At 45.7% G+C, this 24,194-nt stretch carries 29 protein-coding genes, 2 tRNA genes, 1 other RNA gene and 2 pseudogenes; 16 read left to right on the top strand and 18 right to left on the bottom strand.

The features are described from left to right. Window positions 1-19 precede the first annotated feature (19 nt). The 3 genes from J7J01_07960 to J7J01_07950 form a co-directional block, all read right to left on the bottom strand. Window positions 20-499, bottom strand: a complete 480-nt coding sequence (locus J7J01_07960; protein ID MCD6210800.1) for a hypothetical protein — start codon at window positions 497-499, stop codon at window positions 20-22. 99 nt (window positions 500-598) lie between these two features. Next, window positions 599-1,114, bottom strand: coding sequence for a Sua5/YciO/YrdC/YwlC family protein (locus J7J01_07955; protein ID MCD6210799.1), 516 nt, complete (start codon window positions 1,112-1,114; stop codon window positions 599-601). A gap of 42 nt (window positions 1,115-1,156) precedes the next feature. Continuing rightward, window positions 1,157-1,234, bottom strand: coding sequence for a hypothetical protein (locus J7J01_07950; GenBank protein MCD6210798.1), 78 nt, complete (start codon window positions 1,232-1,234; stop codon window positions 1,157-1,159). A 218-nt stretch (window positions 1,235-1,452) separates the two neighbouring features. On the opposite strand from J7J01_07950, the gene J7J01_07945 reads away from it, so the two are divergent. From J7J01_07945 to J7J01_07915, 7 genes are all read left to right on the top strand, one after another. Further along, window positions 1,453-1,695, top strand: coding sequence for a hypothetical protein (locus tag J7J01_07945; GenBank protein ID MCD6210797.1), 243 nt, complete (start codon window positions 1,453-1,455; stop codon window positions 1,693-1,695). A 110-nt stretch (window positions 1,696-1,805) separates the two neighbouring features. Then, complete coding sequence (locus J7J01_07940; GenBank protein MCD6210796.1) at window positions 1,806-3,164, top strand: hypothetical protein; 1,359 nt, start codon at window positions 1,806-1,808, stop codon at window positions 3,162-3,164. Window positions 3,165-3,175: 11 nt separating this feature from the next. Further along, window positions 3,176-4,198 carry a prenyltransferase gene (locus J7J01_07935; GenBank protein MCD6210795.1) on the top strand — a complete coding sequence of 341 codons (1,023 nt, stop codon included), beginning with the start codon at window positions 3,176-3,178 and terminating at the stop codon, window positions 4,196-4,198. A 16-nt stretch (window positions 4,199-4,214) separates the two neighbouring features. Continuing rightward, window positions 4,215-6,236, top strand: coding sequence for a CoB--CoM heterodisulfide reductase iron-sulfur subunit A family protein (locus tag J7J01_07930; protein ID MCD6210794.1), 2,022 nt, complete (start codon window positions 4,215-4,217; stop codon window positions 6,234-6,236). A gap of 97 nt (window positions 6,237-6,333) precedes the next feature. Beyond that, window positions 6,334-6,699, top strand: a complete 366-nt coding sequence (locus J7J01_07925) for a hypothetical protein (protein MCD6210793.1) — start codon at window positions 6,334-6,336, stop codon at window positions 6,697-6,699. Window positions 6,700-6,709: 10 nt separating this feature from the next. Then, window positions 6,710-7,576, top strand: coding sequence for a triphosphoribosyl-dephospho-CoA synthase (locus J7J01_07920; protein MCD6210792.1), 867 nt, complete (start codon window positions 6,710-6,712; stop codon window positions 7,574-7,576). A gap of 123 nt (window positions 7,577-7,699) precedes the next feature. After that, entirely contained in the window at window positions 7,700-8,932 is a 1,233-nt protein-coding gene (locus J7J01_07915; protein ID MCD6210791.1) for a DNA primase, read from the top strand. Here J7J01_07915 and J7J01_07910 read toward each other — a convergent pair. Genes J7J01_07910 through J7J01_07900 form a run of 3 tightly spaced genes read right to left on the bottom strand, consistent with a single transcriptional unit; the run spans window position 8,925 to window position 10,811 of the window. Then, the gene (locus J7J01_07910) at window positions 8,925-9,683 is read right to left on the bottom strand and encodes a proteasome assembly chaperone family protein (GenBank protein ID MCD6210790.1); all 759 of its coding nucleotides are present in this window, start codon (window positions 9,681-9,683) and stop codon (window positions 8,925-8,927) included. The genes J7J01_07915 and J7J01_07910 overlap by 8 nt on opposite strands. Next, complete coding sequence (locus tag J7J01_07905; protein ID MCD6210789.1) at window positions 9,661-9,831, bottom strand: RNA-protein complex protein Nop10; 171 nt, start codon at window positions 9,829-9,831, stop codon at window positions 9,661-9,663. Before J7J01_07905 ends, J7J01_07910 begins: the two co-directional genes overlap by 23 nt. A gap of 56 nt (window positions 9,832-9,887) precedes the next feature. Then, window positions 9,888-10,811 (bottom strand): ADP-ribosylglycohydrolase family protein, encoded by a 924-nt coding sequence (locus tag J7J01_07900; protein MCD6210788.1) that lies wholly within the window; start codon window positions 10,809-10,811, stop codon window positions 9,888-9,890. 203 nt (window positions 10,812-11,014) lie between these two features. On the opposite strand from J7J01_07900, the gene J7J01_07895 reads away from it, so the two are divergent. Together J7J01_07895 and ffs are read left to right on the top strand one after the other, a co-directional pair. Further along, on the top strand, window positions 11,015-11,926 hold the full coding sequence (locus J7J01_07895; GenBank protein ID MCD6210787.1) for a hypothetical protein: 912 nt from the start codon (window positions 11,015-11,017) through the stop codon (window positions 11,924-11,926). Between the two features lie 46 nt (window positions 11,927-11,972). Further along, window positions 11,973-12,287: signal recognition particle sRNA (gene ffs / locus J7J01_07890), an RNA gene on the top strand. Window positions 12,288-12,319: 32 nt separating this feature from the next. Here ffs and J7J01_07885 read toward each other — a convergent pair. Next, window positions 12,320-13,453, bottom strand: a complete 1,134-nt coding sequence (locus tag J7J01_07885; protein ID MCD6210786.1) for a formate--phosphoribosylaminoimidazolecarboxamide ligase family protein — start codon at window positions 13,451-13,453, stop codon at window positions 12,320-12,322. Between the two features lie 64 nt (window positions 13,454-13,517). Here J7J01_07885 and J7J01_07880 point away from each other — a divergent pair. Next, window positions 13,518-13,601, top strand: a tRNA-Leu gene (locus tag J7J01_07880). 1 nt (window position 13,602) lies between these two features. Here J7J01_07880 and J7J01_07875 read toward each other — a convergent pair. Together J7J01_07875 and J7J01_07870 are read right to left on the bottom strand one after the other, a co-directional pair. Then, complete coding sequence (locus tag J7J01_07875; GenBank protein ID MCD6210785.1) at window positions 13,603-14,202, bottom strand: DUF655 domain-containing protein; 600 nt, start codon at window positions 14,200-14,202, stop codon at window positions 13,603-13,605. A 50-nt stretch (window positions 14,203-14,252) separates the two neighbouring features. After that, window positions 14,253-14,660: a hypothetical protein gene (locus J7J01_07870; GenBank protein ID MCD6210784.1), complete on the bottom strand. Its 408-nt coding sequence runs from the start codon at window positions 14,658-14,660 to the stop codon at window positions 14,253-14,255. Window positions 14,661-14,721: 61 nt separating this feature from the next. On the opposite strand from J7J01_07870, the gene J7J01_07865 reads away from it, so the two are divergent. After that, entirely contained in the window at window positions 14,722-15,975 is a 1,254-nt protein-coding gene (locus J7J01_07865) for an adenosylhomocysteinase (protein ID MCD6210783.1), read from the top strand. Here J7J01_07865 and J7J01_07860 read toward each other — a convergent pair. From J7J01_07860 to J7J01_07850, 3 genes are all read right to left on the bottom strand, one after another. After that, on the bottom strand, window positions 15,949-17,091 hold the full coding sequence (locus J7J01_07860) for an amidohydrolase family protein (protein ID MCD6210782.1): 1,143 nt from the start codon (window positions 17,089-17,091) through the stop codon (window positions 15,949-15,951). The two genes, J7J01_07865 and J7J01_07860, sit on opposite strands and share 27 nt — an antisense overlap. A 69-nt stretch (window positions 17,092-17,160) precedes the next feature. Further along, the gene (locus J7J01_07855; GenBank protein MCD6210781.1) at window positions 17,161-17,331 is read right to left on the bottom strand and encodes a hypothetical protein; all 171 of its coding nucleotides are present in this window, start codon (window positions 17,329-17,331) and stop codon (window positions 17,161-17,163) included. A 329-nt stretch (window positions 17,332-17,660) separates the two neighbouring features. After that, the gene (locus J7J01_07850; GenBank protein MCD6210780.1) at window positions 17,661-18,683 is read right to left on the bottom strand and encodes a polyprenyl synthetase family protein; all 1,023 of its coding nucleotides are present in this window, start codon (window positions 18,681-18,683) and stop codon (window positions 17,661-17,663) included. Window positions 18,684-18,795: 112 nt separating this feature from the next. Here J7J01_07850 and J7J01_07845 point away from each other — a divergent pair, with 112 nt between their 5' ends. Beyond that, a complete protein-coding gene (locus tag J7J01_07845; GenBank protein MCD6210779.1) occupies window positions 18,796-19,548 on the top strand; it encodes a 1-(5-phosphoribosyl)-5-[(5-phosphoribosylamino)methylideneamino]imidazole-4-carboxamide isomerase in 753 nt (250 codons plus the stop codon). Here the strand turns inward: J7J01_07845 and J7J01_07840 are convergent. The 4 genes from J7J01_07840 to J7J01_07825 form a co-directional block, all read right to left on the bottom strand. Then, window positions 19,522-19,594 (bottom strand) — tRNA-Asn (locus tag J7J01_07840). The genes J7J01_07845 and J7J01_07840 overlap by 27 nt on opposite strands. 93 nt (window positions 19,595-19,687) lie before the next feature. Then, window positions 19,688-19,987 (bottom strand): hypothetical protein, encoded by a 300-nt coding sequence (locus J7J01_07835; GenBank protein ID MCD6210778.1) that lies wholly within the window; start codon window positions 19,985-19,987, stop codon window positions 19,688-19,690. A gap of 93 nt (window positions 19,988-20,080) precedes the next feature. Then, entirely contained in the window at window positions 20,081-21,205 is a 1,125-nt protein-coding gene (locus J7J01_07830) for a GTP-binding protein (protein ID MCD6210777.1), read from the bottom strand. Window positions 21,206-21,217: 12 nt separating this feature from the next. After that, complete coding sequence (locus tag J7J01_07825) at window positions 21,218-22,099, bottom strand: hypothetical protein (protein MCD6210776.1); 882 nt, start codon at window positions 22,097-22,099, stop codon at window positions 21,218-21,220. A 169-nt stretch (window positions 22,100-22,268) separates the two neighbouring features. Between J7J01_07825 and J7J01_07820 the strand changes: the two genes are divergently transcribed. From J7J01_07820 to J7J01_07810, 3 genes and pseudogenes are all read left to right on the top strand, one after another. Next, the gene (locus tag J7J01_07820; protein ID MCD6210775.1) at window positions 22,269-22,430 is read left to right on the top strand and encodes a hypothetical protein; all 162 of its coding nucleotides are present in this window, start codon (window positions 22,269-22,271) and stop codon (window positions 22,428-22,430) included. Between the two features lie 165 nt (window positions 22,431-22,595). Beyond that, window positions 22,596-22,778 carry a hypothetical protein gene (locus J7J01_07815; protein MCD6210774.1) on the top strand — a complete coding sequence of 61 codons (183 nt, stop codon included), beginning with the start codon at window positions 22,596-22,598 and terminating at the stop codon, window positions 22,776-22,778. Window positions 22,779-22,806: 28 nt separating this feature from the next. Beyond that, a pseudogene (locus J7J01_07810) lies at window positions 22,807-22,941 on the top strand (IS4 family transposase). 425 nt (window positions 22,942-23,366) lie between these two features. Here J7J01_07810 and J7J01_07805 read toward each other — a convergent pair. Continuing rightward, window positions 23,367-23,531 (bottom strand): annotated as a pseudogene (locus J7J01_07805) (transposase). Window positions 23,532-23,543: 12 nt separating this feature from the next. Continuing rightward, on the bottom strand, window positions 23,544-23,699 hold the full coding sequence (locus tag J7J01_07800; protein ID MCD6210773.1) for a hypothetical protein: 156 nt from the start codon (window positions 23,697-23,699) through the stop codon (window positions 23,544-23,546). A 92-nt stretch (window positions 23,700-23,791) separates the two neighbouring features. Here J7J01_07800 and J7J01_07795 point away from each other — a divergent pair, with 92 nt between their 5' ends. After that, window positions 23,792-24,166, top strand: coding sequence for a type II toxin-antitoxin system death-on-curing family toxin (locus J7J01_07795; protein ID MCD6210772.1), 375 nt, complete (start codon window positions 23,792-23,794; stop codon window positions 24,164-24,166). The last annotated feature ends 28 nt before the right edge of the window (window positions 24,167-24,194 follow it).

Below are 24,194 nucleotides of genomic sequence, written 5' to 3'. Positions count from 1 at the left end.
GTATTGCTAAACACATGTTTCAAAAAAACCTCGTTTCTTTGACCAAACTTTCCTTGTGAGAAAGTTTGTTTAAATGCCCCACCACAACATTTTGTCCGATTGAAATCCCCTCATCACCATTAGGTATCCTATCATGAGTTAAAAACATTAACCCTTTCTCTTTTACCAGCTCTTCAGTCATTCTAACAATTGGGATATCATACGAGACACCACCCGTTATTCCGATATATGGAATGTCATTGCTGACGCAGGTATCCGCTGCAATCTCCACCAATTCAATTGAATATTCTTCCGTCAGTTTTTTACCATATCTCCTCGTTGAATACCGTGGATGCATGTCTGCCCCAATCGCATCAATTTCATCCATCCTCAGACCTAAAAGCCCCATCATTTGCTCCTTGCTCGATGCCAAGAATTCCAATGTTGGATAATGAAATGTATTCCCAATGTATTGACTTGGATAAAGATTGTTATTCTTTTGAGATGCTGAATGAGACATTTTCTCCCGCACCAAGGGACAAAACTCTATCCTTATACGGAACTTTCATACCAGCTGGAATAAAATCTCTGGATTTCCTCAAGAAAAAAAATTACCACCCTAACAGCGAACAACAGAGTCATCAATCCTGTTCACTATCTTTCGATTGTGTAAAAGGAAATAATCGGCTTTAAGAAGGAAAGCATCCTCATTGCGAATGACCATCGGCTCTCCTGGAACATTTGCCGAAGTCATTATAATTCCGTCTGAGTCCAGATAATAGAACAGAACATAATTAAATCCTGAATATGGTAAATATATACCGGTATTTCCTAATCCCGGCGAAATATCGTCTAAATCATTCAGGGATGGGTTCTTATCCAAAAGCACAATAGGACGGTGTGCAGATGTCACCAATTTTTCTTCTCCTTCTTTTAGCTCTGCGTATTTCTTTACCGCACCCAAATTCCTGAACATTACTGCGAAGGGTTTGGCTTGTCTTCCATACAGCTTCCCCAGCCTATTTGCCTGGTCAAATTTGCATATAATGTGCATCCCTCCCCAGCTCTTTGCTATCCCTATCGCCCATTCGTCAATTAGCCGTGCAAAACTCTTTATTGGGTCCCTTTCCTCCACTATTTCCTTATCTCTCCCATAAAGCATGTATTTCGGACCGCATCATGGACAGGAAATTGTTTGTGCATGAAATCTTCTGTCCATATGATTTGTATATTCAGCGAGGCAATCCTCACACATTCCTCACATATTGCAGTATCCACAGGGGTAACAGAAGTCTTTTCACCCTCTGAGCTAATTATTATTTCGAAATCCTCATACCCGTTAATAGGCTCATCTTTTAACTCTATTTCATCAATTGACGCAATAGAAGGCAGCTCTTTCATTACAGAAAAACACAAACACCACGACCCTTTTTTAAAACCCGAGGGCATATTTTTAAACTCATGGAGATGGAGTTGGAAATGAAGCAAAAGAAAGCCTTTTTAGATGTCACCGTCAGTTTATGCCCTTATTGTGGAGCGCCATATGCAGATGCAAGCTGGTACGCCTTAGAATTAGGCAGTGATGTCGAATGTGGGGTATGTGGAAGGGCCTGGAACCCAAAAGCGTCAAAGGTGGATAGGATTTTACTCGAGTTCCTGTTAGACGAGAATGGAAAAGTCATAGAGGTGAAGAAGAAAAAGCGAATAGAACTATAACCATGAGTTATTCACTAACTCAGTCCACCCACTTTTTAAAGAAAAACTCTTATATAACCAGAAACTCAACTCTCATTACAATTACAGCTTGTAAGCGATAAATAATTATAATGGATATAGAGGGTTTTGTGAAGAGGAAGCTGAGAGAAGGCAGGGATGACGCAGTTATAATTGCGGAATTGCGCAATCGCATAAAGGAAATTAAGCCGGGTATACATCCAGACTCGCTGGACAGGCTTTCGAAAGCCGTACTTGAGGAAGCTAAGAGGACATTGCAGATAGATGACGAACTGCTTGGTGCAATTGAGTCAGGCGTGCACATGGGTGAGTTCGGTGTCGGGTCGCGTGGTGCAGGTGATTTTTACGTCCATGAGAAGATAGGAGAGTTGATAGGCGTAACAGACGCAGTGGTTGATTCATCCGCTTTGAGCGATTCTGGCGTGGTACAGGTACCCGCATCGGGACAACATAGATTCATCGTCGTTACTGTTGATGGCATGCATTCGAGATTGAGCGATTTCCCGTTCATTGCAGGCTTTCATGTAGCACGTGCAGCTCTTCGTGATGTGTATGTCATGGGCGCTTCGCCTGTTGCCCTGTTCTCCGATATTCACGTGGCAGATGATGGCGATGTTGGTAAGATATTTGACCATATTGCTGGTATCACTGCCGTCTCCGATGCCACTGGCGTGCCACTCATAACGGGCTCGACATTGAGGATAGGTGGCGATGTGGTAATAGGAGAGCGTATGACGGGCTGCGTTGGCGCTGTTGGAGTTGCCAGCGAGGTTGTGACGCGAGCGGATGCGAAGGAAGGGGACGTGATATTGATGAGTGAGGGCGCAGGTGGAGGTACAATATCAACTGCGGCACTGTATAACGGCGAGTATGAAGTGGTAAAAGAGACGCTGAATGTGAAATTCTTAGTGGCATGTAAGGCACTCATCGAGGCTGGTATAACACGTAGAATCCATGTAATGACAGATGTCACCAATGGTGGAATCAGAGGTGATGCACATGAGATTGCGAAGGTGTCATCGGTGAAACTGGTATTCAATGAAGCGAGAATCAGGGCTCTGGTGAATACTAAGGTTCTTGAGATGCTTGAGCGGTACGGAATTGATTATCTGGGTGTATCTCTGGATGCGCTCCTTGTTATATGCCCTGAGGATGTAGCAAATGAGATAAAAGCGATTGCAGCAGATAATGATGTCAGAATGGACGAGATTGGCAGAGTGGAGTCAGGCGAAGGTGCAGAACTCGTTATAGATGGTGAAATCAGGGATTTCACACCCAAATTCCGTGAATCTGCATATACGCCGGTGAAGCAAGCAGTGGGCGAGGCTGTATCGAGAGAGGCTTTTGAAGCAATGAAGCGGAAAGTGGACTCCGCAGTTGAGAAGGCGCTATATAAACGTGACCGGATGAAGGCGATATTAAGAGGTAGAGATAGAGGCGAAGGCAGGTGATAAGATAAGAGATGGGCTTCAAACATTCATTTATTGGCTGGGTGGAACTATCAGGTTTTCCAAAATTCACAACCACTATGATACCTTTTATCATGGGTTCTGTCCTGGCATGGAGTGAATATCAATATCCCGTTCCCTATATTAACCTGCCTGTGCTCGTGTGCTCGCTCATTGCCGTATTTTTACTCACCGATTTCTGCTTCGTACTCAATGCTTGCAGTGTATATACCGATTTGAAGAGTAAGGATAAGAGTAAGGGTAAGGGTAAAGGGCTCCAATTCCACGTTAAGACTATCGGTAGTGGCAGTGCGAGCTCATTGCATTCCACCGCGGTCAGTGGACGCTTCAACGCGCTTGAGTCCGGACTGATATCAGTGAAGCAGGCAGTTAGGGGTGCATATATGTGCCTGGTGGCTGCTATACCACTGAGTCTAATCCTGAGGTATGCTCTTCACACCGGTGTGCTAACCCTGCCGCTTGGAGTTCTCGGTATCATTGTTGCATACTCATACTCGCGGGGACCCCGCCTCTCTTATATCGGCTGGGGTGAACTGGCACTAACTGTCGGCGTTGGCTGGCTGACGGTATTCAGTGGTTATTACCTCCAGGCGGGTCATGTGAGCTGGCTTCCCACAATAGTAGCTCTACCATGGATGATAGATGTATTCAAGTTGAAATTGACACGGGAACTGCCGGATTTTGAATGTGATGCCTCGATAGGGCGCAGGACTCTCGCAGTTCGACTGGGTAAGCGTAAAACTATCGCCCTTTATCTGCCGTTGACTATATGCTCATGGGTTTCGTTCATACCACTCTTATGGCTCAATATCCCCTATTACGGGCTTATGCTTCTTATACTGCCTGCATTATACACGGCAAAGAGTTTAAGAGTGGTGCGCCATAAAAGGGACCTGAAGGACGAGGAACTCAATGCGCTGACAAAAAATGCATTCACCGGTATGATTCTCATTCCTGTTGCCCTCACCGGCATCTTTGGCATGAAGATACTATTAAATTTGCTGGCGTATTCATAATAACAATAAAAGAGTAATGGTGAACAAGATAGAGGAGCCACGCATAGGTGTCTATATCTGTCATTGTGGTGTGAATATAGCAGCGACGGTGGATGTAGCCGATGTAGCCGATTTTGCTGTTGGATTACCCGGGGTGGTCGTTGCAAGGCATTACCAGTACATGTGCTCCGATCCTGGTCAGGAATTGATAAAGAGTGATATAAAGGAGTTCGGATTGAATAGAGTGGTTGTTGCTTCTTGCTCGCCCCGGATGCACGAGCCTACATTCAGGAAGGCATGTGAAGATGCAGGTATGAACCCATATTGCTTCGAGATGGCGAATATAAGAGAGCAATGTGCCTGGGTTCATGTCGATGTTAGAAGTGCTACAGATAAGGCGAAAGACCTGGTGGCATCGGCTGTGAGCAAAGTGGCATTGCTGGCTCCGTTAGAACGGAAGAAGGTCGGCGTTATACCCAGAACGCTGGTGATTGGTGGCGGTATATCGGGTATCTATGCCGCTCTTGAAGTTGCGGATAAGGGATTTGAGACCTATTTAGTGGAGCGAGAGCCTTCTATCGGTGGGCACATGGCTCAACTTGACAAGACTTTCCCCACCCTCGATTGCTCTTCCTGCATACTCACGCCTAAGATGGTAGAAGTCGCACGTCACAAGAATATTCACCTGCTCACTTATTCAGAGGTAGAGGAGGTAAACGGTTATATAGGTAATTACCGGGTGAAGATAAGGAATAAGCCCAGATATGTGGACGAGCATAAATGCACAGGTTGTGGTGAATGCGCATCTGCATGCAGGCTTCGTGGTCGAATTGCCGCTGAATTTGAGATGGGGTTAGCGAAGCGAAGTGCAATTTACATTCCCTTCCCTCAGGCTGTGCCTGCAGTATATACAGTAGATGCAGAAGAATGCTTATACATAACGAAGGGTAAATGTGGTAAATCGCCAGCATGTGTGGATGCATGCCCCGCTGACGCAATTGACTTCTCACAGAAGGAGCGGGAGATGGAGATAGAAGTGGGAACCATCATAGTTGCTACGGGCTACGAGTTGCTCGATGTCTCTCAACTGCCGGAATATGGGTATAAATATGAGGAAGTCCTGACTGGCTTGGAATTTGAACGGCTTTCGGTCGCTTCAGGTCCCACAGGCGGCAAGATAGTGATAAATGGTAAAGAACCGAAAGAAGTGGTCTTCATATCCTGTGTGGGCTCTCGCGAGCGAGAGCGAGAGAAAGAGTCTGAGCTTGAGCCACGAATTGGGACTCCATACTGCTCTCGTGTATGCTGCATGTACATAGCGAAGCAGGCGCACCTGGTAAGGGAGAAGATTCCCGATGCGCGGGTACGGGTGCTATACAACGACGTGAGAGCGTTTGGCAAGGGTTTTGAGGAGTTTTACAACCGTGTTAGGGAAGAGGGTGTGGAGTATATAAGGAAAGAACTTGAAGAGCCGGTGACAGTGGTGAAAGAGAAAGAGAAAGCGGGAGAAAGCGGTGTGGTGGTAAGAACAAGGAGTAGCGACGGTAGAACAATAGAAATAAAAGCGGATCTGGTGGTTCTTGCTACTGCCATCGTCCCAGCTAAGAGAACTGAAGAACTCGTAAGGATACTGAAGCTCACGAGGAGTGGAGATGGCTTCTTCATGGAGGCGCATCCAAAACTCCGACCCCTCGATACGTTCACAGACGGCATCTTCATCGCGGGCTGCTGTCAATCGCCAAAGGATATCCCTGATAGTGTTGCGCAGGCAGTTGGTGCAGCGATGAGGGCTTCGATACCGCTGATGCAGGGTGAGGTGGAGATAGAACCACTTGTGGCTGAGGTAGACGTGAGCCTGTGCACTGGCTGTGGGATATGTGAAGAGATATGCCCCTTTGGAGCCTTAAAGCTCGATAAGGACAGGGGCACGATGAGTGTGAACGAGGTTGTGTGTAAGGGATGCGGTTCTTGCAATGCGATATGCCCATCAGGTGCGATTTCTATAAAGCATTTCAGAGATAAGCAGATATATGCACAGATAGAAGCAATTAGCCGCTGATAGTAGTGATTATGCTTTTTCCCTTCACTAAGCATATCCAAAAATTGGGGAACGAACTTTTATAAAGGAAAGTAACAATTTGAAATTTAAAAATAAAATGAATAACTTTATTCGTAAGAAAGACATAGAAAATTTAGAACAGAAAGTTCATGAGTTATTAATTGAACAACGAAGAACCAGAAGTGAAATTAGCGAGAGGATAAACGGCAGTACTTCGCAGATTATCGCGGTAATATTTTCAGAAAGTAGAAAAATCCGGCAAGAAATTGGATATCAAACTCTGATGCTAAAGATATTAGAGGACAATCTAAGCGAAATACAATTTGATGAAGAAGCAGGAACAGGAACAGAAACAGAAACAGGGATTTCTTCCAGGATCGAAGTAAGTATTGGGGCAGAGATTTTCAGAACTGGAGCAAAGTGGGTTTTGGATATTGGCGTTACTAAAAATATGAATCATTAAATAGAGGAAAATGGATGAAGACCAGGTTGCCAGGAGTGCGCAACTGGCATTGCTTCTTGAAGTCTCCGCGTATCCAAAACCCGGTAACGTAGACCGGACACATGACTTCATAGATACGAGTTACGAGCAATTTCTCGCTTCTTCGGTCGCGGTTTACCCCGTGCTCAGGGAAGCGGCAATGCGAAAGGGGCGGGGAGTGGGTAAACTGATAAGGAAGGGAGTGGAGGAGAGCGTGAAGTGGCAGCATGGTGGGAACACGCACTTTGGTGCGCTACTCTTATTGATACCTTTAGCAATGGCTGCGGGTGCTTCTGATAGCTGCGCCACCCCTGTATTGAAGTATAGAGCAAGTGAGATCATGCGGAACACCGATGTGGAAGATGCAATAGAATTATACAGGGCATTCCCGGTGGCGAAAGTGAGAGTGAGGAGGGATGTAGCAGAGCTTGATGTGATGAACGAAGCGTCATTAGAAGAGATAAGAAATAAGCAGCTATCCCTCTTTGATATACTCACCATTTCTGCCCCTTATGATCTGATATCGCGGGAATTGGTTGGCGGATTTGAGAAAACCTTCAGGTATGCCGCGCTGATAGCTGATTTTATCCGCGATAAGCCCCTAAATGAGGCGATAACACATGCTTATCTTAATCTGCTGGCAGAAGAGGAGGATACCTTCGTCAAAATGAAGTTTGGAGCTGAGAAGAGCAGATACGTAAAGGAACGAGCGAAGGGTATTGTTGATAGGGGATACAGGCGCGAGGAGCTGGAGGAATTTGACCATGAGCTGATAATAGCGGGGATAAACCCCGGCTCTTCCGCTGATCTGATCGTAGCAGCATTATTCATCGCCATTCTGCAGGGGTTGAAGGTTTAGAATATTAAACTTTAATAATATAATAAGCCTCCGAAAATTCTTCTTTTGATAGCTTTTTATTTTTATCTTACTATATTAATTATAACAGTTAGACTGTAAATGTAGAAATTGCAAAAGAATGCAATGGTAAAAGAAGATAAGGAGAAAGAAGAAAGGAATTTAGAGGAGGGTTATAAGATGCATGATATAGATACAACGAAATATGTAGTTCACGCTAACATCACAGCTGACGGTTTTGTTGAGAAATCAGATGTGGTGGGTGCAATATTTGGACAGACAGAGGGGCTATTGGGCGAAGAGTTGGACCTGAGAGATCTGCAGAAGAGCAGTCGGATAGGGAGAATAGAGGTAAATATCCATTCTAAGGGTGGTAAATCATCTGGAGAAATCCTTATCCCTTCAGGTCTGGACAAGGTAGAAACCGCGATACTTGCCGCTTCACTCGAGACCATAGACCGTGTGGGACCCTGTGTAGCACATGTAGAAGTGACGAAAGTAGAGGATATCAGAGCGGCGAAGAGAAAGCGGATAACCGAGCGAGCGAAAGAGATAATGCGTGAGGTCATCGAGAAGAATATAGATAGTGACATGATGGTGAATGAAGTGAAGCAGGCAGTTCGGATGGAGGAGATAACAACTTATAAAGGCTTGCCTGCGGGACCGAACATAGAGGATTCTGATGCCATTATAATTGTTGAAGGTAGAGCGGATGTACTGAATTTGCTTAAATATGGTATCAAAAATGCAATAGCAGTGGAAGGGACGAATATACCACCTGTGATATCGAAGTTGAGCAAGAGGAAAGCGGTAACGGCTTTCTTCGATGGCGATAGAGGTGGTGAGCTCATTCTCAAGGAGCTATTACAGGTAGCAGATGTTGATTATGTCGCTATATCCCCGGAGGGTAGAAGTGTAGAGGATATGACATACAAGGAGATATCAAAAGCGTTACATAATAAAACACCAGTTGAGCAGTTGAATCACATTAGAGAGAAGAAAACGGGTCAGCCACAGGAGCAGGAGCCGGCGAAGGTGATACAGCGAAAAAAGACCCGGGAGGGAGACAAGATGGTGGATTATTTCAAATCGCATCTGCAGGAGCTTGAAGGCACATTTAAGGCACGATTCCTGGATCAGGATAGGAATATACTGAAAGAAACGACGGTAAGGGACCTTGCAAAGGAGTTGAAGGATACAAGCGAGAATGCAAAGAGTGTTGTATTTGACGGTGTGATAACACAGAGGATAGTGGACCTTGCGAAGGAGAGGGACCTGGATTATGTAGTGGGAATAAAAATAGGGGATGTGGTAAAAATGCCCACATCACTTAAAGTTCTCACGCCAGATTCTATCTAATATACCCCAGTTCCTCTTCTCTTCGCTTTGGTATCTGCGCCTGCTCCATCTCCTTCAACCGCTCAACCACTCTTTCCATCTCTTCCGCGCGGTCTTCAAGAGCTTGCATGTCTATTTCAAGGTCTAATGCCTGACAGAGAATTTTTAGCACCGCCTGAGCGCTCTTTGGGTCCACAAGATAACCGGATGTGAGTCCGAGCAAGCATACAGCCGGGAAACCTCTCATCTTACCAAGACCCAGGAGAAGTCCAGAAGCGCCAACAATGCTACCTCCTGGCTCCTCTTCTCTAAATTCCACACCGTATCTCTTCATCTCCTCTACCAGTTCAGGCTCATTCGCTGCTCCCAGTACCACCTGACGCTCCACCAGTTGACCTATTCCATATCCCCCCAGCGTATATATACGGGATACAGCATACTGCTGCGCGAGCTCAAGCAGCCGTTCGGCAATGAGATAATGTCCCTCGTTCGTAACACTTTGCTGGTCACCGGTGAGGATCAGCAGGTTATGCTTCCCTGATTTGCACGCATATATCTCATTCTTGCACAGACGAACGGTACCATCGTTATTTACGAGCACCTGTGGTGGGAAATGCCATGAATATATCTCAATGATGAGCTCGGCATGCAACTCATGGATTATATGCTCAGCCACCAATTTACCCACATTTCCTACACCCGGGAGCCCCTCTATTAATATCGGCTCCTTCATCTTCACCCTCTTCAGTTCATGCACTTCTATCTCTTCCATATCGCATCATCCTCCTATATTTACCATACGGATCCTTGGGGGAGAACCTGGGAGGCAATGGGTTCCTCGTCGGAACACCACACCTCGCACATACCTCTTTCAATGTGTATTCCCCACATATATCACATTTCCTTATCCTTGATTTCATTATTTAAATAAGAAAACCTTCATAGAGTAAAACTTCTTTTATGATGTAAATTATTATCAACAGATATTAAACTTGATACGATATAACTCATCCCCTAACCACCCTATATAACGCAGCCCCTTCCTGCTCTCATTCTGTGCAAGCGCACTCAACCATTCTGGAGGTATCGCCTCTTCACCGTAATAAGCACCGCTTATCGCGCCTGTCATTGCCCCTATGGTGTCGGTATCCCCTCCCAAACTAACTGCATAGATAACAGAATCAGAGAAGGTATGGAAACGTAAAAATGAGTAAATAGCTGTGGGAACAGAATTAAATGCTGCTTCTCCATTGCCCAATTCCTCTATCAACAATTCTCTATCCGCATCCATGAGCTGTTCTATCTTTGATATCTTATCCCTGTATATCCCTTCCTTTATTCGCGCTCCAAGATAGGTTAACATCCCCTCTCTCTGCCCACAAAGTGCAAGAGCGACGGAATAAGCCTGGATAGCTGCACCTTCTTTACCAAGCACATGGGAATGTGTTATATGGCTTGCTTTATATGCTATATCCCATAGCGTATCTACATCATCATGATAAAATAGCCCGATGGGCGCGATTCGCATCGCGGCTCCATTACCATACGAGCCTTTTCCATAGAATACCCTCTTTGATGCCTCTTCCCAACTCACTCCTGCTGCGAGTAGTTCAAAAACCACCCTTGTTCCAGGTCCGTAATGTCTCCAGGCATGATAATTCTGTATGAACTTACGCGCCATATCAGCACCATCAAAGCCCCCCCTCTCTATCAATGATTCCGCAACCCCTATCATCATCTCTGTATCATCAGTATAGTGCCCCGATTTCAACTCCCAACCGTTCTCATAAGCCAAACTGACCTCTTCCATTGTACAGCCCTCTACCGGTGCGCCCAATGCGTCTCCCACAGCACTACCTATCAGCGCACCCCTGAATTTTGACCTCAATATCTCTTTCATTCTGAAAAATCCTCTCCATCAAAAATTCATTTGCCATGCAGATAGAAATTTCAACGCTCATTCATTCCCACCTGATTTATAATTGTTATAAGGGGAATTATATTTATTATAAGGGAAACATATATATGTTACGCGGGAATGGGTATAGTAAGAGCGATTGGATATAATGGGTTAGAGGGGGGAATGCCCGGGGTGAATAGGAGATGACAAATAGGATAAGGAACTGTCCTGAATGCGGGTCAAAGAACGTGGTGTCAGATTCAAGGCATGCAGAGCTTTATTGTGCCGATTGTGGCATGGTAATAGCGGAGAATCTTGTAGATATAGGACCAGAGTGGCGTGCTTTCGATGCCGAGCAAGCTTCCAGGCGAACAAGAACGGGTCCTGGTATGAGCTACCGGATACATGATAAGGGGTTGAGCACGCCAACGCCAGTAATGCCTCCGGGGATAAGACGCGTGCGTTGGGTGAATATAGATAGTAACGAGAAGACTCTCACATTTGCACTCGTTGAGATTGATAGAATGGCTTGTGCACTTAAGTTGCCAGCGAATATCAGAGAGGCTACTTCTGTTTTATACAGGAGAGCGGCAAAGGAGAAGTTGATAAAAGGGCGGAGTATAGAAGAGCTGGTATCTGCTATGCTATACATCGTTTGCAGGCAATACAACGTTCCAAGAACATTGAAAGAGATAGCAGAAGTCTCGAGGAGTCCATTGAAGAAGATAAGAAGAGCTTATATCTTCCTGTTACGGAAATTGGAGATTAAGCTTGCACCTGCTGACCCTTCACTCTTTATACCAAGATTCTGTTCCGAGCTTGGATTGAGTCCTGCAATCAGAGAGAGAGCAATCGATATAATAAAGAAAGATAAGGGTGTAGAGATTGCGACGAAAGGTTGGGGACCTATAGGGACAGCGGCAGCAGCAATTTATATCGCCGCCATTCTCGGTGGTGAATATCGCACTGAGAAGGAGATAGCCCATGCTATGGGCACGACTGAGATTACTATAAGGAACAGATACAAGGAGCTGGGGAAGCGATTGGACTTGAAGATAGATGGTACTTCCTCGCGAGAAGGGAAGGGGGAAGTATGCGCGATGGAGTCCCTTTAACCAAATAAGTGAAGATTTTTTTAAAGAACGTTATATACTTTTTATTGTGCGGGCTAGCCTGGAGGGTTCGGCGTCCTCTGCCACTCGAAAACGCCGATATGCGAGAGGCGAAGCTCGAGGGAGGCACTCTGGTCGTCAGTTCCAGCTCGATGCACTACGATGAGACATCGTCCTGCGGGGTCGTCGGTGATATGGTGGCAAACCGGAGGGTTCGTTGCCATATCTTTGTCATGGATACCGGTTTAGGCCCGGAAGGGAGCAGACTCACCATGAACGTTCGGCGCTCGCAGGGCAGCGATGCGGAGGAAGGTATCGAGGGTCTGGCTGACGGCAAGGGTGACAACCGAGAGCGTGCCCGCACAAAACTGTTGTAGTCAACCAAATAGCCCCTTCTTATGTAACTATCTTATCAACCTTATCCAGTGCAATAGCGCGTCTTATCTCCAGTGCGAGCCGTCTACCTGAGCTCATATTAGTCCTGAACAGTGCATTGCCATATGGATGCCCACTATACATGTGTATATTCGTCCCCCCACCTATTCGGGTAGCGATATCATAGACCCAGAAATCCATATTCTCATCTACAATCGTCTGCAAGCAGAAAGGACCTATTATACCTGCGGAATACTCCTCCTTTGCAAATTTCACAAACCTCTCCGCTATTGGCATCACCCTGTTAAGAAGACTCTCCCTCAGTGTCGCAGATGCATGTCCAACCACTATCATTAATGGATCTCTCAGCTTCTCCGGCAATTCCTGTGTCCTCGGTATCCGCGCCATACCATCAAGATTCGATTCGAAGCGCCAATCAACGCCAAGAAGCTCTAATTCATCGTCTATTGGCGAATAAAAGAAATCAAAGTTGAATACTGGACCTATCACATATCGCTCAATTCGTGCATTCGCGAGGTCATCAGCGGTGATTATGCCCTTCTGTATCAATCGCTGCGACTTCTCACGGTATTCAGCGCGGTCTTTTGCTGTAAAGAACCCTCGCTCGAGTCGCATCTTTGCATGTGGCAGCTTCACCATCACCAGGGTGTCTATATCTTCAGCTTTATACTCCTCCGGCGTTGGTATACCTGCTTGTTCGCATAGCCAGTAATAACTCTTCTCCTCCTCCCTCTCTTCTATCCTGAGCATATCCCGGCTACCCACCAGCGGCACTTTGAACCTATCCTCAACGTTATCTATGCCCGTATACACCACAAATGAGCGATTTGGAATGAATAACGTGTTCCTGGACCTGAGTTCATCCTGTATCGTATCGCTCATCATATCCGCGAACCGGGATACAACCAGGTTCTCATCCACCACACCCTTTTGCAAGCCATTTATCTCCTTGCGTATGAAATATTTCGTATATAGCTCTTCCCTGCCCTTCTCTGCAATCACAAGGGTCTTGAAACCCTCCTCCTTCGCTCCATCACAGACATCGAGTGCCGAATGCGACCCCAGCACACCAACAATTACCTTATCAAGGTCATAATCTACCAGAACTTCTTCTATCTCGCTTCTCGCTATCATTACTTAATCCCTTTAAGCCAAAGTTTCTTTAAATATATATAATATTACGGTATCGCACTTGCTGGCGGGGGTAGCCGAGCTGGACAAAGGCGCAGGACTTAAGATCCTGTTCCGCAGGGATACGTGGGTTCAAATCCCACCCTCCGCATTCACGCGGTGAATATCCTATATTTCACATTCTCATCCATTATCTCATCCTCTATCCGCTTCGCTATTATCTTCTCGGGATGATAAAGCCCTTTAACTCTATTTGCGAGGTCCTCAAAGCTTGTAAATTCTCCCTTCTTACGCTCTTCCAGTATCGCCCACATCAGTTTCTTACCTATGCCCGGGAACAAATCAAGTGTATGTAATCGTGTGGTGATGGGCTTCGCATTATTGAATACCTTTATGAATCGAGCTTCATTTGCCTTCACTATCTCCTCAATCACATACCTCAGCTCCAGCTTCGCCGTCTGTGTTAAGTCTTCATACTTCAGCTTCTTCACCACATGGTCTATCACTTCCCGCTCTCCTTCCCCTATATACACCCTGTCATGAACTGCGGGTATCTTATTCTTCTTTGGTGATAACTCCATCAGAACAAACCTCTCCTCGCCTACCGCCTGTACAAGCGGCTTCTTCTGATATACCGGGCGCTTATCATCAGGATGTCCATAGGGTAGATAATCGAGGACACGCGCATAAGTCTCACGTTTCTTATCTATACTCCGTCTACCTGCCCGCCCCCGCTTCTCATGCCCTCTCATCCCGTATCCCTCTCCACTTCTCTATAAACCCGAACCCGGCGCTTCAATGCTCATATATATCGTGCTATGCAATCGAGTATTTCCTCTATGTCTTCTTCTGAGAGTGTAAATTGCTCCTTTGCATAGATCGCCCTCACTTCATTCTTGCTCCTGGGCATCAAATCGGCAATCCGAACTGCGATATTATTATTCATCTTTTTTAACTTCATAAGATCGCTTATAAGCGCTTTCGAATCCTCTACATCGAGCTTAGCGAATTTTGATGCGTGTTCAAGCGCTTTTCTTTGCTCATATCTCACCTCTTCTTCCTCCCTTCCTTCTGCCTCCTTCATCCGCTCGGTGAGAGTTACCAGTATCTCTTTAGCCTCCGCAAGCGTTAAAACCTCCTCTTTTATTATCTCCTTTACTATCATCTCCCCTTTTTCCTTTCCTCTTCCTTCTCTTCTCTTACTCTCCATTCCTCGGTAAATCATAGCAAAATAAAAACCTTTTTATAGTGGACGTCATAACCTTGCTTCTATGACGCAGGATTATATAGTTAGCGATATAAAGCTCGCAGAAGCAGGAAAGAAGCGAATAGAGTGGATAAGAGGGCGAATGCCTGTTCTTAACATGATAAAGGAGCGATACGAGCGTGAGAAGCCACTGGATAATGTGAAGATAATGGCATGCCTCCACGTCACTGTGGAAACTGCGAATCTTATACTGACATTGAGAGCCGGTGGTGCGGATATGGCGTTAACGGCTGCCAATCCTCTCTCTACACAGGATGATATAGCGGCTGCATTGGCTGCCAGTGGTATAAGCGTATATGCATTTCGAGGTGAGACTGAGGAGGAATATTACAACTGCATAAATGAAGCGCTTAAGATAGAACCCACAGTGGTACTTGATGATGGTGGTGATGGCATCACAGCGGTTCATGCTGCGGGAATGGCTTCTTCAGTAAAGGGTGCGTGTGAAGAGACCACAACGGGTGTGATAAGGCATCGTGCGAGAGCACGGGATAGGAAGTTAGGCTTTCCTGTTATCGCAGTTAACGATGCAGAGACGAAGAAGATGTTTGATAACAGGTATGGCACCGGGCAATCAACCCTGCATGGAATAATGAATGCAGCCAATATACTGCTTGCCGGGCGAGTGGTAGTGGTGGCTGGCTATGGCTGGTGTGGACGTGGCGTGGCATTAAGAGCGAAAGGACTTGGTTCTTCGGTGGTAGTAGTGGAGACGAATCCGCGTAAAGCACTGGAAGCCGTTATGGACGGCTACCGGGTAATGCCAATGCGAGAAGCGGCTAAGATAGGTGACCTGTTCATCACAGCAACCGGCGATATCTCGGTTATCAGGAGCGAGCATTTCAGGCTAATGAAAGATGGTGCTATCCTTGCCAATACCGGGCACTTCAATGTCGAGATAAATGTGAAGGAGCTGGAGCAGTTAGCAGTTGAGAAACACCCGATAAAAGATAATGTGGATGAATATCGGCTTGAAGATGGCAGGAAGCTATATCTGCTCTCAGAGGGACGAATAGTGAATCTCACTGCCGCATACGGACATCCGCCTGAGGTGATGGATATGAGCTTCTCAAATCAGGCTTTGTGTGTGCGCTACATCGTTGAGAACCACGAACAGCTCAATAAAGAGGTATATCCGGTTCCTGCTGAGATAGACGAGGAGGTAGCGAAATTGAAACTGAAGTCAATGGGTATAGAGGTAGAAGAACTGACACCCGAGCAGCATGAATATTTAGAATCCTGGGAGCTGGGTACGTGAATATAAATAAGGTTTACCTTCGTATAAAATCGCTCCTATATCCGCGCGTGTCGCTCTTCGCACCACACCTCTCAGCCAGTTAGTTACGCCCCTCATATTCGGGGTATCCGCCCTTATTACTACCAGATTCGCACTCATACCCTCCTCTATCAACCCTACCTTATCCTCCTTCAGTATCCGGGCTGAATTCCACGTGCACATCTTCAATATCTCGTGCTCATCAAGTCTGAGGAGCTTCGATATGAATTCCATCTCATGGAACATGTCTGGTGAATTGAGCATTACATTATCAGTGCCCACACCCACAATCAAGCCAGAATCGAGCATCTCGCGTATCGGGGGCACTCCCACGCCCGTTACTATATTGGACCGAAGGCAAACCACCGCACCAATGTCCTTATCATACATCCGCTGGAGGTGCTTCCGTGACGCCTTCGTCAGATGCACAATAAAATCTGGCTCAAGCTCTATCGCATCCTCGATATCAGCAGTATTTCGTTCTCCAGCATGAAGTGCAAAGACCTTACCACAGTTACGTGCCGCATCTGCCAGGTCTTTGAGTACATCCCGACTACAATCCGCGGTACTGCTCATTCCTATTCCATCCACAGCCCCAAGTATAGCATCAGCATCACCAGCCACACCATTACCTGGTCCTGGTCTACCAAATATCTTCATCTTCATCCTTAATTTCATACCACTCGCTTCAAATGCCGCTTTTAATGCATTCACACCTATAAGACCGCCTTCCCGGAAATCGCCAAAAAGCTGTGCCCCACACAAAAAGATATCATTTATTGTATCTTTCATCGCATTCAGCAGCACTTCATAGGGTGTCTCCGCCAGTATTCGCTCTTTGAACCCACCAGGACCTACCAGCACCTCCAATGGCATGAAATCCGGCTCCTTCGCTACGGAATCGCCAATGTGCGTGTGTGCATTGATGAGTGAGGGAATAATGAAACCTTTTATCGCACCATCCACGCCAGCTTCTGCACCTATCTCTTTTATTGCGCCATCCTTTATAACTATGTACCCCTCTCTATCCTCAAATGCTCTGCCATAGGCGAACTTCCCAGAAAGGATCAGCTCGTCCATTTCGTTCATTGTTTCCATTGTTAGCTCAGCTCCTTTTTTCTCTTTACTGATGATAATAGAAATAGTAGTACAGGAGAATGGATATAATCATAGGCACTGTGCGATATTACTGAGTTCCGGAATCCCATAATCCCAGCTCACTTCTCCTATCTCTATCGCCCAGTTTGGGCATTCATAGTTGGATACATTCAGTTTTACATACTTTACAGCCACTCTACCCGTAATCGTACCATTCACCATATTACTGAAGTTCACCACATGCTGTGCTACCTCTGGAATGAGTTTTTCCCAATCTGGCAGGTAAAAAACATTCCCTATTTCCCCTGATACCGTTCGACTATCATCTGTCAGTTTTATCCCATTTTTACGCAGGTTTTTTGCTATTCTAAGCCTTATATGCCTGAATTTGAGTTTATATTGCCAACCAGAGTTTCTGATATTGAAAATAAAGATTAAAACGTTTTTAGATTTTTTGGTGATATAAAAAGTTATACATAATAACAAATCCCGAATTTTTAGAAACATCTCGCTTTCGCGCGAAAGAGGGAGATGAAGAAAGGTGGAGAGGGAGACGAGCAGAGCAGACCTCAGTATTTCAAATAATCCTCATGCGCCTGCTCTTCTATCCTCATCGTCACTAAATCAGCGATTAGCTGCAGTTTATATCTCGCTTCTGTATCTTCCAGGCTCTCTAAATTGCTTTTGGCATCCAGTATTAGCCCTCTTGATAGTGCAATCGCGTATTTTATCGAATGCGAGTTGATAAATATCTCCCTGACCCGCTCTATATCCGAACTGGTGACTTCTCCAGTACCTGACATGATACCTTCTATATATGCCCTATCCACATCGTTGGAGTGATTTAATGCGTGAATCACAAGAATAGTTCGTTCTCTATTCTTTATGTCCAGCCCCACTGGTTTCCCTGTCTTCGCCGGGTCACCGCAGATATCAAGTATATCATCCTGAATCTGGAATGCCACACCCAGGTTCTTACCATAATTGCGAAGATTCTCAAGTTCTATCTCTCCGCCACAGCCAAGCATAGCGCCCGCCTCCGCACTTGCCATAAAAGCTGAAGCAGTCTTCAATTCCACAACCTCCATGTATGCTCGCTCTGTCACTTCGCTCAGGTCCCGTAATCGGAGCATGAACTCCTGATACTGCCCCAGAGCTATGTCTGCGAGTGCGTTCATCACTACCTTCACCACCTCGGGCTCACCACATTCCGCCAGCATCTCACATGCGAATCCAAGCAGAAGGTCTCCCATCAATATTGCATTCTTCGCTCCAAACCTCGCAGGATTGGATGGGTTCCTCCTCCTTATGTTATTCTCATCTATAGTATCATCATGAGCAAGGGTGGCGTTATGTAATAATTCGATGGCAATAGCAGTGGAGAGAGCTTTCTCACGTGAACCCCCAACCGCCTCAGCCGCGAGCATACAGATGATAGGACGAAGTCGCTTACCTCCGGTATCTCTTATATAATTCAGTGCGTCAGATAGTATCTTACCACTCTTGCTGCTGCGTGTTCTCTGTTCTATTACCTCCGACAATCTGCAATTGAAATATCGCACCTCCGCATGTAACAGTTCTTCATCTTCCATTTCCATTTCCCTATTTATAGCAACATTTATAAAAAAAGGCTTCTAATCTTTTCTCACCCTCATTTTTATATCTCCAATCCCTACTCCTACTAATAATAAAATACTAATACCAATGGGACTTGAATTTGAAATCATACCCGCGATAGACCTGAAAGGGGGCAGATGTGTCCAATTGCAGCAGGGTAAGAGAGATGCAGTGCTATTCTCCGCTGAGAACCCTGTGAAGATTGCGCTTCACTGGCTCAGCCTGGGCGTATCACGTTTGCACATAATAGACCTGGATGCGGCTCTTCAGGAGGGTTATGATAACTTCGGGATCATCACCGAGATAGTGAGGCAGGTAAAAGGGCGCGCGAAAATTCAGGTTGGGGGAGGGATCAGGAGTTATAAAGCAGCTCTTCGGCTCCTCAACCTGGGTGTTGAGAGGATAATATTCGGAACTGCAATGCTTAAATCACCTCAACTTGTGCGACGAATAGCCGATGAGTTCTCACCACGGAGGGTGATGATCGCCCTGGATGTGCGCCATGGTAAGGTGGCGATAGACGGCTGGCGCGAGGTAACCGGGATAGAAGCGAGGGAAGCGGTGAAGATGGCATCAAATATAGGTGCAGGCAGTCTCCTCTTCACGAATATAGATGTCGAAGGCTTGATGGGGGGTATAAACATCGCTATTATAAAAGAGATACTCAGTTATACTACCCTGCCTGTGGTGGTATCAGGGGGGATAACCTCAGTGGAAGACATAGCACAGATAGAAGAAGCAGGTGCCAGTGGGGTGGTGATAGGCAGTGCTTTATACACTGGCAAGCTAAGGTTGGAAGAGGCTTTACGCCTACGCCGCCGACAGGACTCGAACCTGTGACTATCCGGTTAACAGCCGGGCACTCTACCAACTGAGTTACGGCGGCACGCTACATGCTATATCTTCTATTTTATCACCATGATAATAATATTATTTGTTATTCTCTCATTCTCACCTGGAACTGTCCCCAAATAAAATATTAGCATAGACACTTAGTTAAATAAATTTTATTCACAGCACCCCACAGTTTTTCTGATACCTGAACTAAAACATCTTTATCTAAGAATTCCTTCGCATCTGCGAGATATTTCTCGCTTAGAGCCTGGTAGTGTTCCACAAGATCCTCGGGATCTAACTCCTCGTTTAGACTGTTACGCACAAGTTCGACTCCTAATTCCACAGACAAATAGCCTCTCTCTTCTGTTCTACTTTCTCCCTTAATCGCTCCCCGAGCCTCTTTGGCAAAATAATACAGGTAACTTCCATCGTCCGTGCACACATTTATATTATCTTATACGCATTTATAGAATAAAAGTTGCCTTTTCAGGGCTGTATAACTGTATATTGTATGCCTGAGACCTTCGTTTTTATTTCATCTTCGGAGCACTATACTCACAATATCACCATCCGCGAGTACATGAGTGAGCCCTACACGCTGCCCCGCATACTTAACCGAACGTCCCCATATCTGAGCATAGCGGAATTTAGCTAAGAAATCGCGATGGATCGCGGCACAGGCATCGGCGACAGTGGAGTATCGTCTCAAGACCAGAGGATTATGCATATCAGGAGGAGCGCCCTGGGGCTTCATATATATCTGTATGAACCCCAGTGCAGCATAAATTCTCTCTTTTAGTGCTTCAAGGTTGATATTACCTTCGGCAGAGATGAAGACGGCATCAGGATACCGTTTGCGGATACTCTCAAGCATTGAAGGCTCAGCGAGGTCTATCTTGTTTATCACTGTGATTGCATCGAGATATTTGCGATTACCGATAACGGCATCTATGAACTCTTCAGGTGTGATTGGTTCTCTTTCCCTTATAATAACCTCGGCATTGTGTATCCTGTATTCTGTCAGTACAGCACGAATGAAATCCTCATCAACCTCCACTGTACTCTCGATTCTTATTCCACCACGGCTCAATTTATGGATGCTCACATTTGGTGGTCTGGAATTGATTCTGATGCCGGAGTTATATAGCTCCCTCGCTAATATCTCATGTTGCTTCACCGCGTTATTGGTTATATCAAGGATGAAGAGGATCAAATCGGCGTTTCGTAATGCCGAAATGACCTCCTTGCCCCTGCCACGACCGTAAGAAGCACCCTGTATTAGTCCGGGTACATCGAGTATCTGGATGCGAGTACCTTTATAATGGAGCGTACCGGGAATGACCCTGAGAGTGGTGAAATCGTAAGAAGCGACCTCGGCATTGGCATTGGTTAGACGATTGAGCAATGTGGATTTTCCAACAGAAGGAAAACCAACCATAGCGACAGTGGCATCGCCTGCTCGCTTTATATCGAAACCTGTGCCTGTGCCTTTACCCGTTGCTGTTGCTGTTGCCTTTGCCAGCTTGCGCTCCCTCAGACGTGCCAGTTTCGCTTTCAGGCGTCCGATGTGATGAGAAGTAGCCTTATTGTAGGGCGTTCTCCGGATTTCATCCTCAATTTGTTTTATATCATCATCAATGCTACTTCTATTGCTGCTCATATCATATCGTCTCTATAAATCAGGTTTAACACGAGCGAGTTTTATCTCACTTACTTCTCCAGTCACCGGTGTGAATATGACCACGCGACTATCATTCACACCCATTAATATCCCGAGACCCAGACAAGTCTTCCGGGCGTCAAAAAGCCCCACCAGCCTGCCAGGCTCAAATTGATAATTATGCTCAGAAATCAGAATAGAAGGGAAGGCACGGTATTTCGCAGTCCTGAAATATCTCCTGTATGAATAAGCACGCATTTGCCGACGCTCCTCTCTCGTACGACACACCACTCTTTCGTCAGCATGCAACCTTAGTATTACCGGAAGTATAGGGCAGTTATCCTTATCGTTATGGTTATCTGAGTAGAACAGCAACAACCTGAGAATAGGTTCCAGTTCATCATCACGTTCGATAGCGATGATAAGAGAAGGTTTCACCAGTGTTATCTCATGCAATTTGAAGTTACGGGCTTCTTCGCCCTCTATCCACCCTGTGGAGTCCACGAGGATAATATCGGGATTGTGCGCTTTAGCATCCTGTACAGCGGCAGCGATGCCACGCAGACATTCGTTGGTGCAGCCGGAGGGTGAGGTATTACCCACGAAATAAAGGCTGTAAGGCTCCACTTCATGAAGGTTCATTATCCGCTTATGGAGCATACCCATGCCTATACAGCACGGAGGTCCGATGTCGCTCTGACCCACATCTGCATCGATTATTGCTACCCGCAACCCCCAATCATAGCACATATTCGCGATCTCTATCACTGTATGGGTCTTCCCCACATCGGTAGACCCGAGCATATAGAGAGTGGGTTGCGACGTTCTCTTTCTCTTCAGTGCATCCTCCACCGCTTCCTTTATCTGCCATGTCCGGCTCTGGTTCTGGTTCATCCCTCACTCTTTGTTAATGTTATCGTTACTGTTACCTATCCCACAATCTCATTATAGAATAGAATAGAAAAAGTTTCAAACCCTCAAATCTCTATTACCAGAACCTGAAAGTTGATTGACGTCTATCGTCAGTTTTTATAATGGTAAACGAGCAATTTTTGCTCTGGAAATGAGTAATAGCAGGCGCAGTAAATTTGAGTTTTTAACAGCGAGAGAGGAAGCTTTCAGCACCGCACTCAGATTCGTACTCATTGTCGGTATCCTCGTGACTTCGTTCACTATCTTTATGGCTACACAGGTGCCTCAAACCACAAAAGTGCTCGAGGCGTAGCACTTCTACAGGATACCCATGGACTTTTCCAAGTTATGTGCCGCGATAGACACTGCCATATTGTATAACAATACGGTGCGGGGTAGTGAAGTGAATATAGAGCCGAAGAGCCGAAAGGAGTGCTAATCGTGGGTGTACTGACCGCTGGTGATAGGCTTGTGTTCAATGCAACAGGAGAGCGGTTCAGTTATGAACCATGTGCACCTTCCGATACTCTCCCTCCGGAGAATAACACCACCCACTGGTGGAATAGGTACTCTCGCTGATTTCTCGCTGTATGAGAAGTACTATGTGGTCACCATCGAAAATGGTACGGAACTGGAATGGAAGTACACGAACAAAATCTAACTTTCAATAGTGGTAAGGTGGGTAATAAATACTTCGATTGAGACCCTGGCTCAAGGGCTGCATCCTGCTTATCGACCCCCGGATACTTCAAGTACCTCTTCTTCGACAGAATCGGCTGCTATGGCGGCTATTTCGTTAGCAGGCTGAAGAGGGAAATGCCAACCGATACACGCATTTACGTTGGGCAAAAGTCTTCACCGAGCAAGCAGACCGATTGGGGTGCACCCTTGTTAGTATACAACTATTTAAAGTTAAGAAACAGTATTTAAAACTTAAAACTTCTGATGCACGCACCTCCTTCGCGAAGTCTATGAGAAAGCGGCACCCTATGGCAGAATGTAGCCTCTTTTTGTTGTATACATCCTTTAACGCCAGTTCTGTGTGAAGGCTTCTATCCAGATTCCATCCGATGCATCTCCTGCTGAAAAGGTCCATGATTACCGTCAGGTAGACGAATTCGCCCGATAGACGGATATAAGTGATATCGGAAGCCCATACCTGATTCAATCGGGTTATCTTCAACCCCTTCACAAGATTGGGATAGACCCTGGGATCGTGCCTGGAATCTGTGGTTTTTGGCTTAAAATCCTTACGAACGCAAAGAAGATTGTCTTCTCTCATGAGACTGAGTACACGTTTATGGTTCACCGAATAACCACGATTCCGGAGTTCGGCGGTTATCCGTCTGTATCCGTATGCGGGGAACTCCACGGTGATTCTTGGTATTTCGCTTCTAACGTCTATGTCCAGTATGACATTCCCCGGTCAGGTCTTCGATTGCCTGAGCCACTTATATGCTCTTCCGTTGCCACTAAAGGCATTTTCCAGATCCTTACAGTATTCCTTCTTCCATTTCACCACGAGGGATGGATGTATCCCATTCTCACGTGACACCTGGGCGAGTGTTTTTTCCCATCTCAACTTCTCTAATCACTGAGATTTTAAAGTCCCTCGTGTAGAGGTTTTCCTTCTTTTCATATGTTGCACCCCCTTTCTTTTTATTTCTTAACTTACTGTCTACTTTTAGTGGTGCACCCCAAATTCATGATGATATAATCGAAAATACTGGAGATGCGTTTGGTATTTTGAATAAAGGTTTGATTGAGTTCACGATTGAACGGGTGAAGGGTGAAGTAATAAAAGAAGAGGATACAGACCTATTTGAAGTTGCATCCCTCATCTTAAGGGATTTCGTTCAGGGTCATCCTTTTGTGGATGGAAACAAGAGGATTGCCTTCGAGTTGGTTGATATATTATTAAGGGATAATGGATATATATTTAAAATAGAAAAAGAAGAAGTAATTAAGTTCCTGTTGCAGCTAGCAAAAGGAGAATCAGGGTTAAAAGAGGTGAAAGAATGGATAAAAAAGAAGGTAAAATCGAAATAAAACATACAAAGGATAAGAAGCTGAAGAA

The organism is Methanophagales archaeon, from assembly GCA_021159465.1.
GTDB lineage: Archaea > Halobacteriota > Syntropharchaeia > Alkanophagales > Methanospirareceae > G60ANME1.
This window is presented reverse-complemented; position numbering and strand designations above follow the sequence as displayed.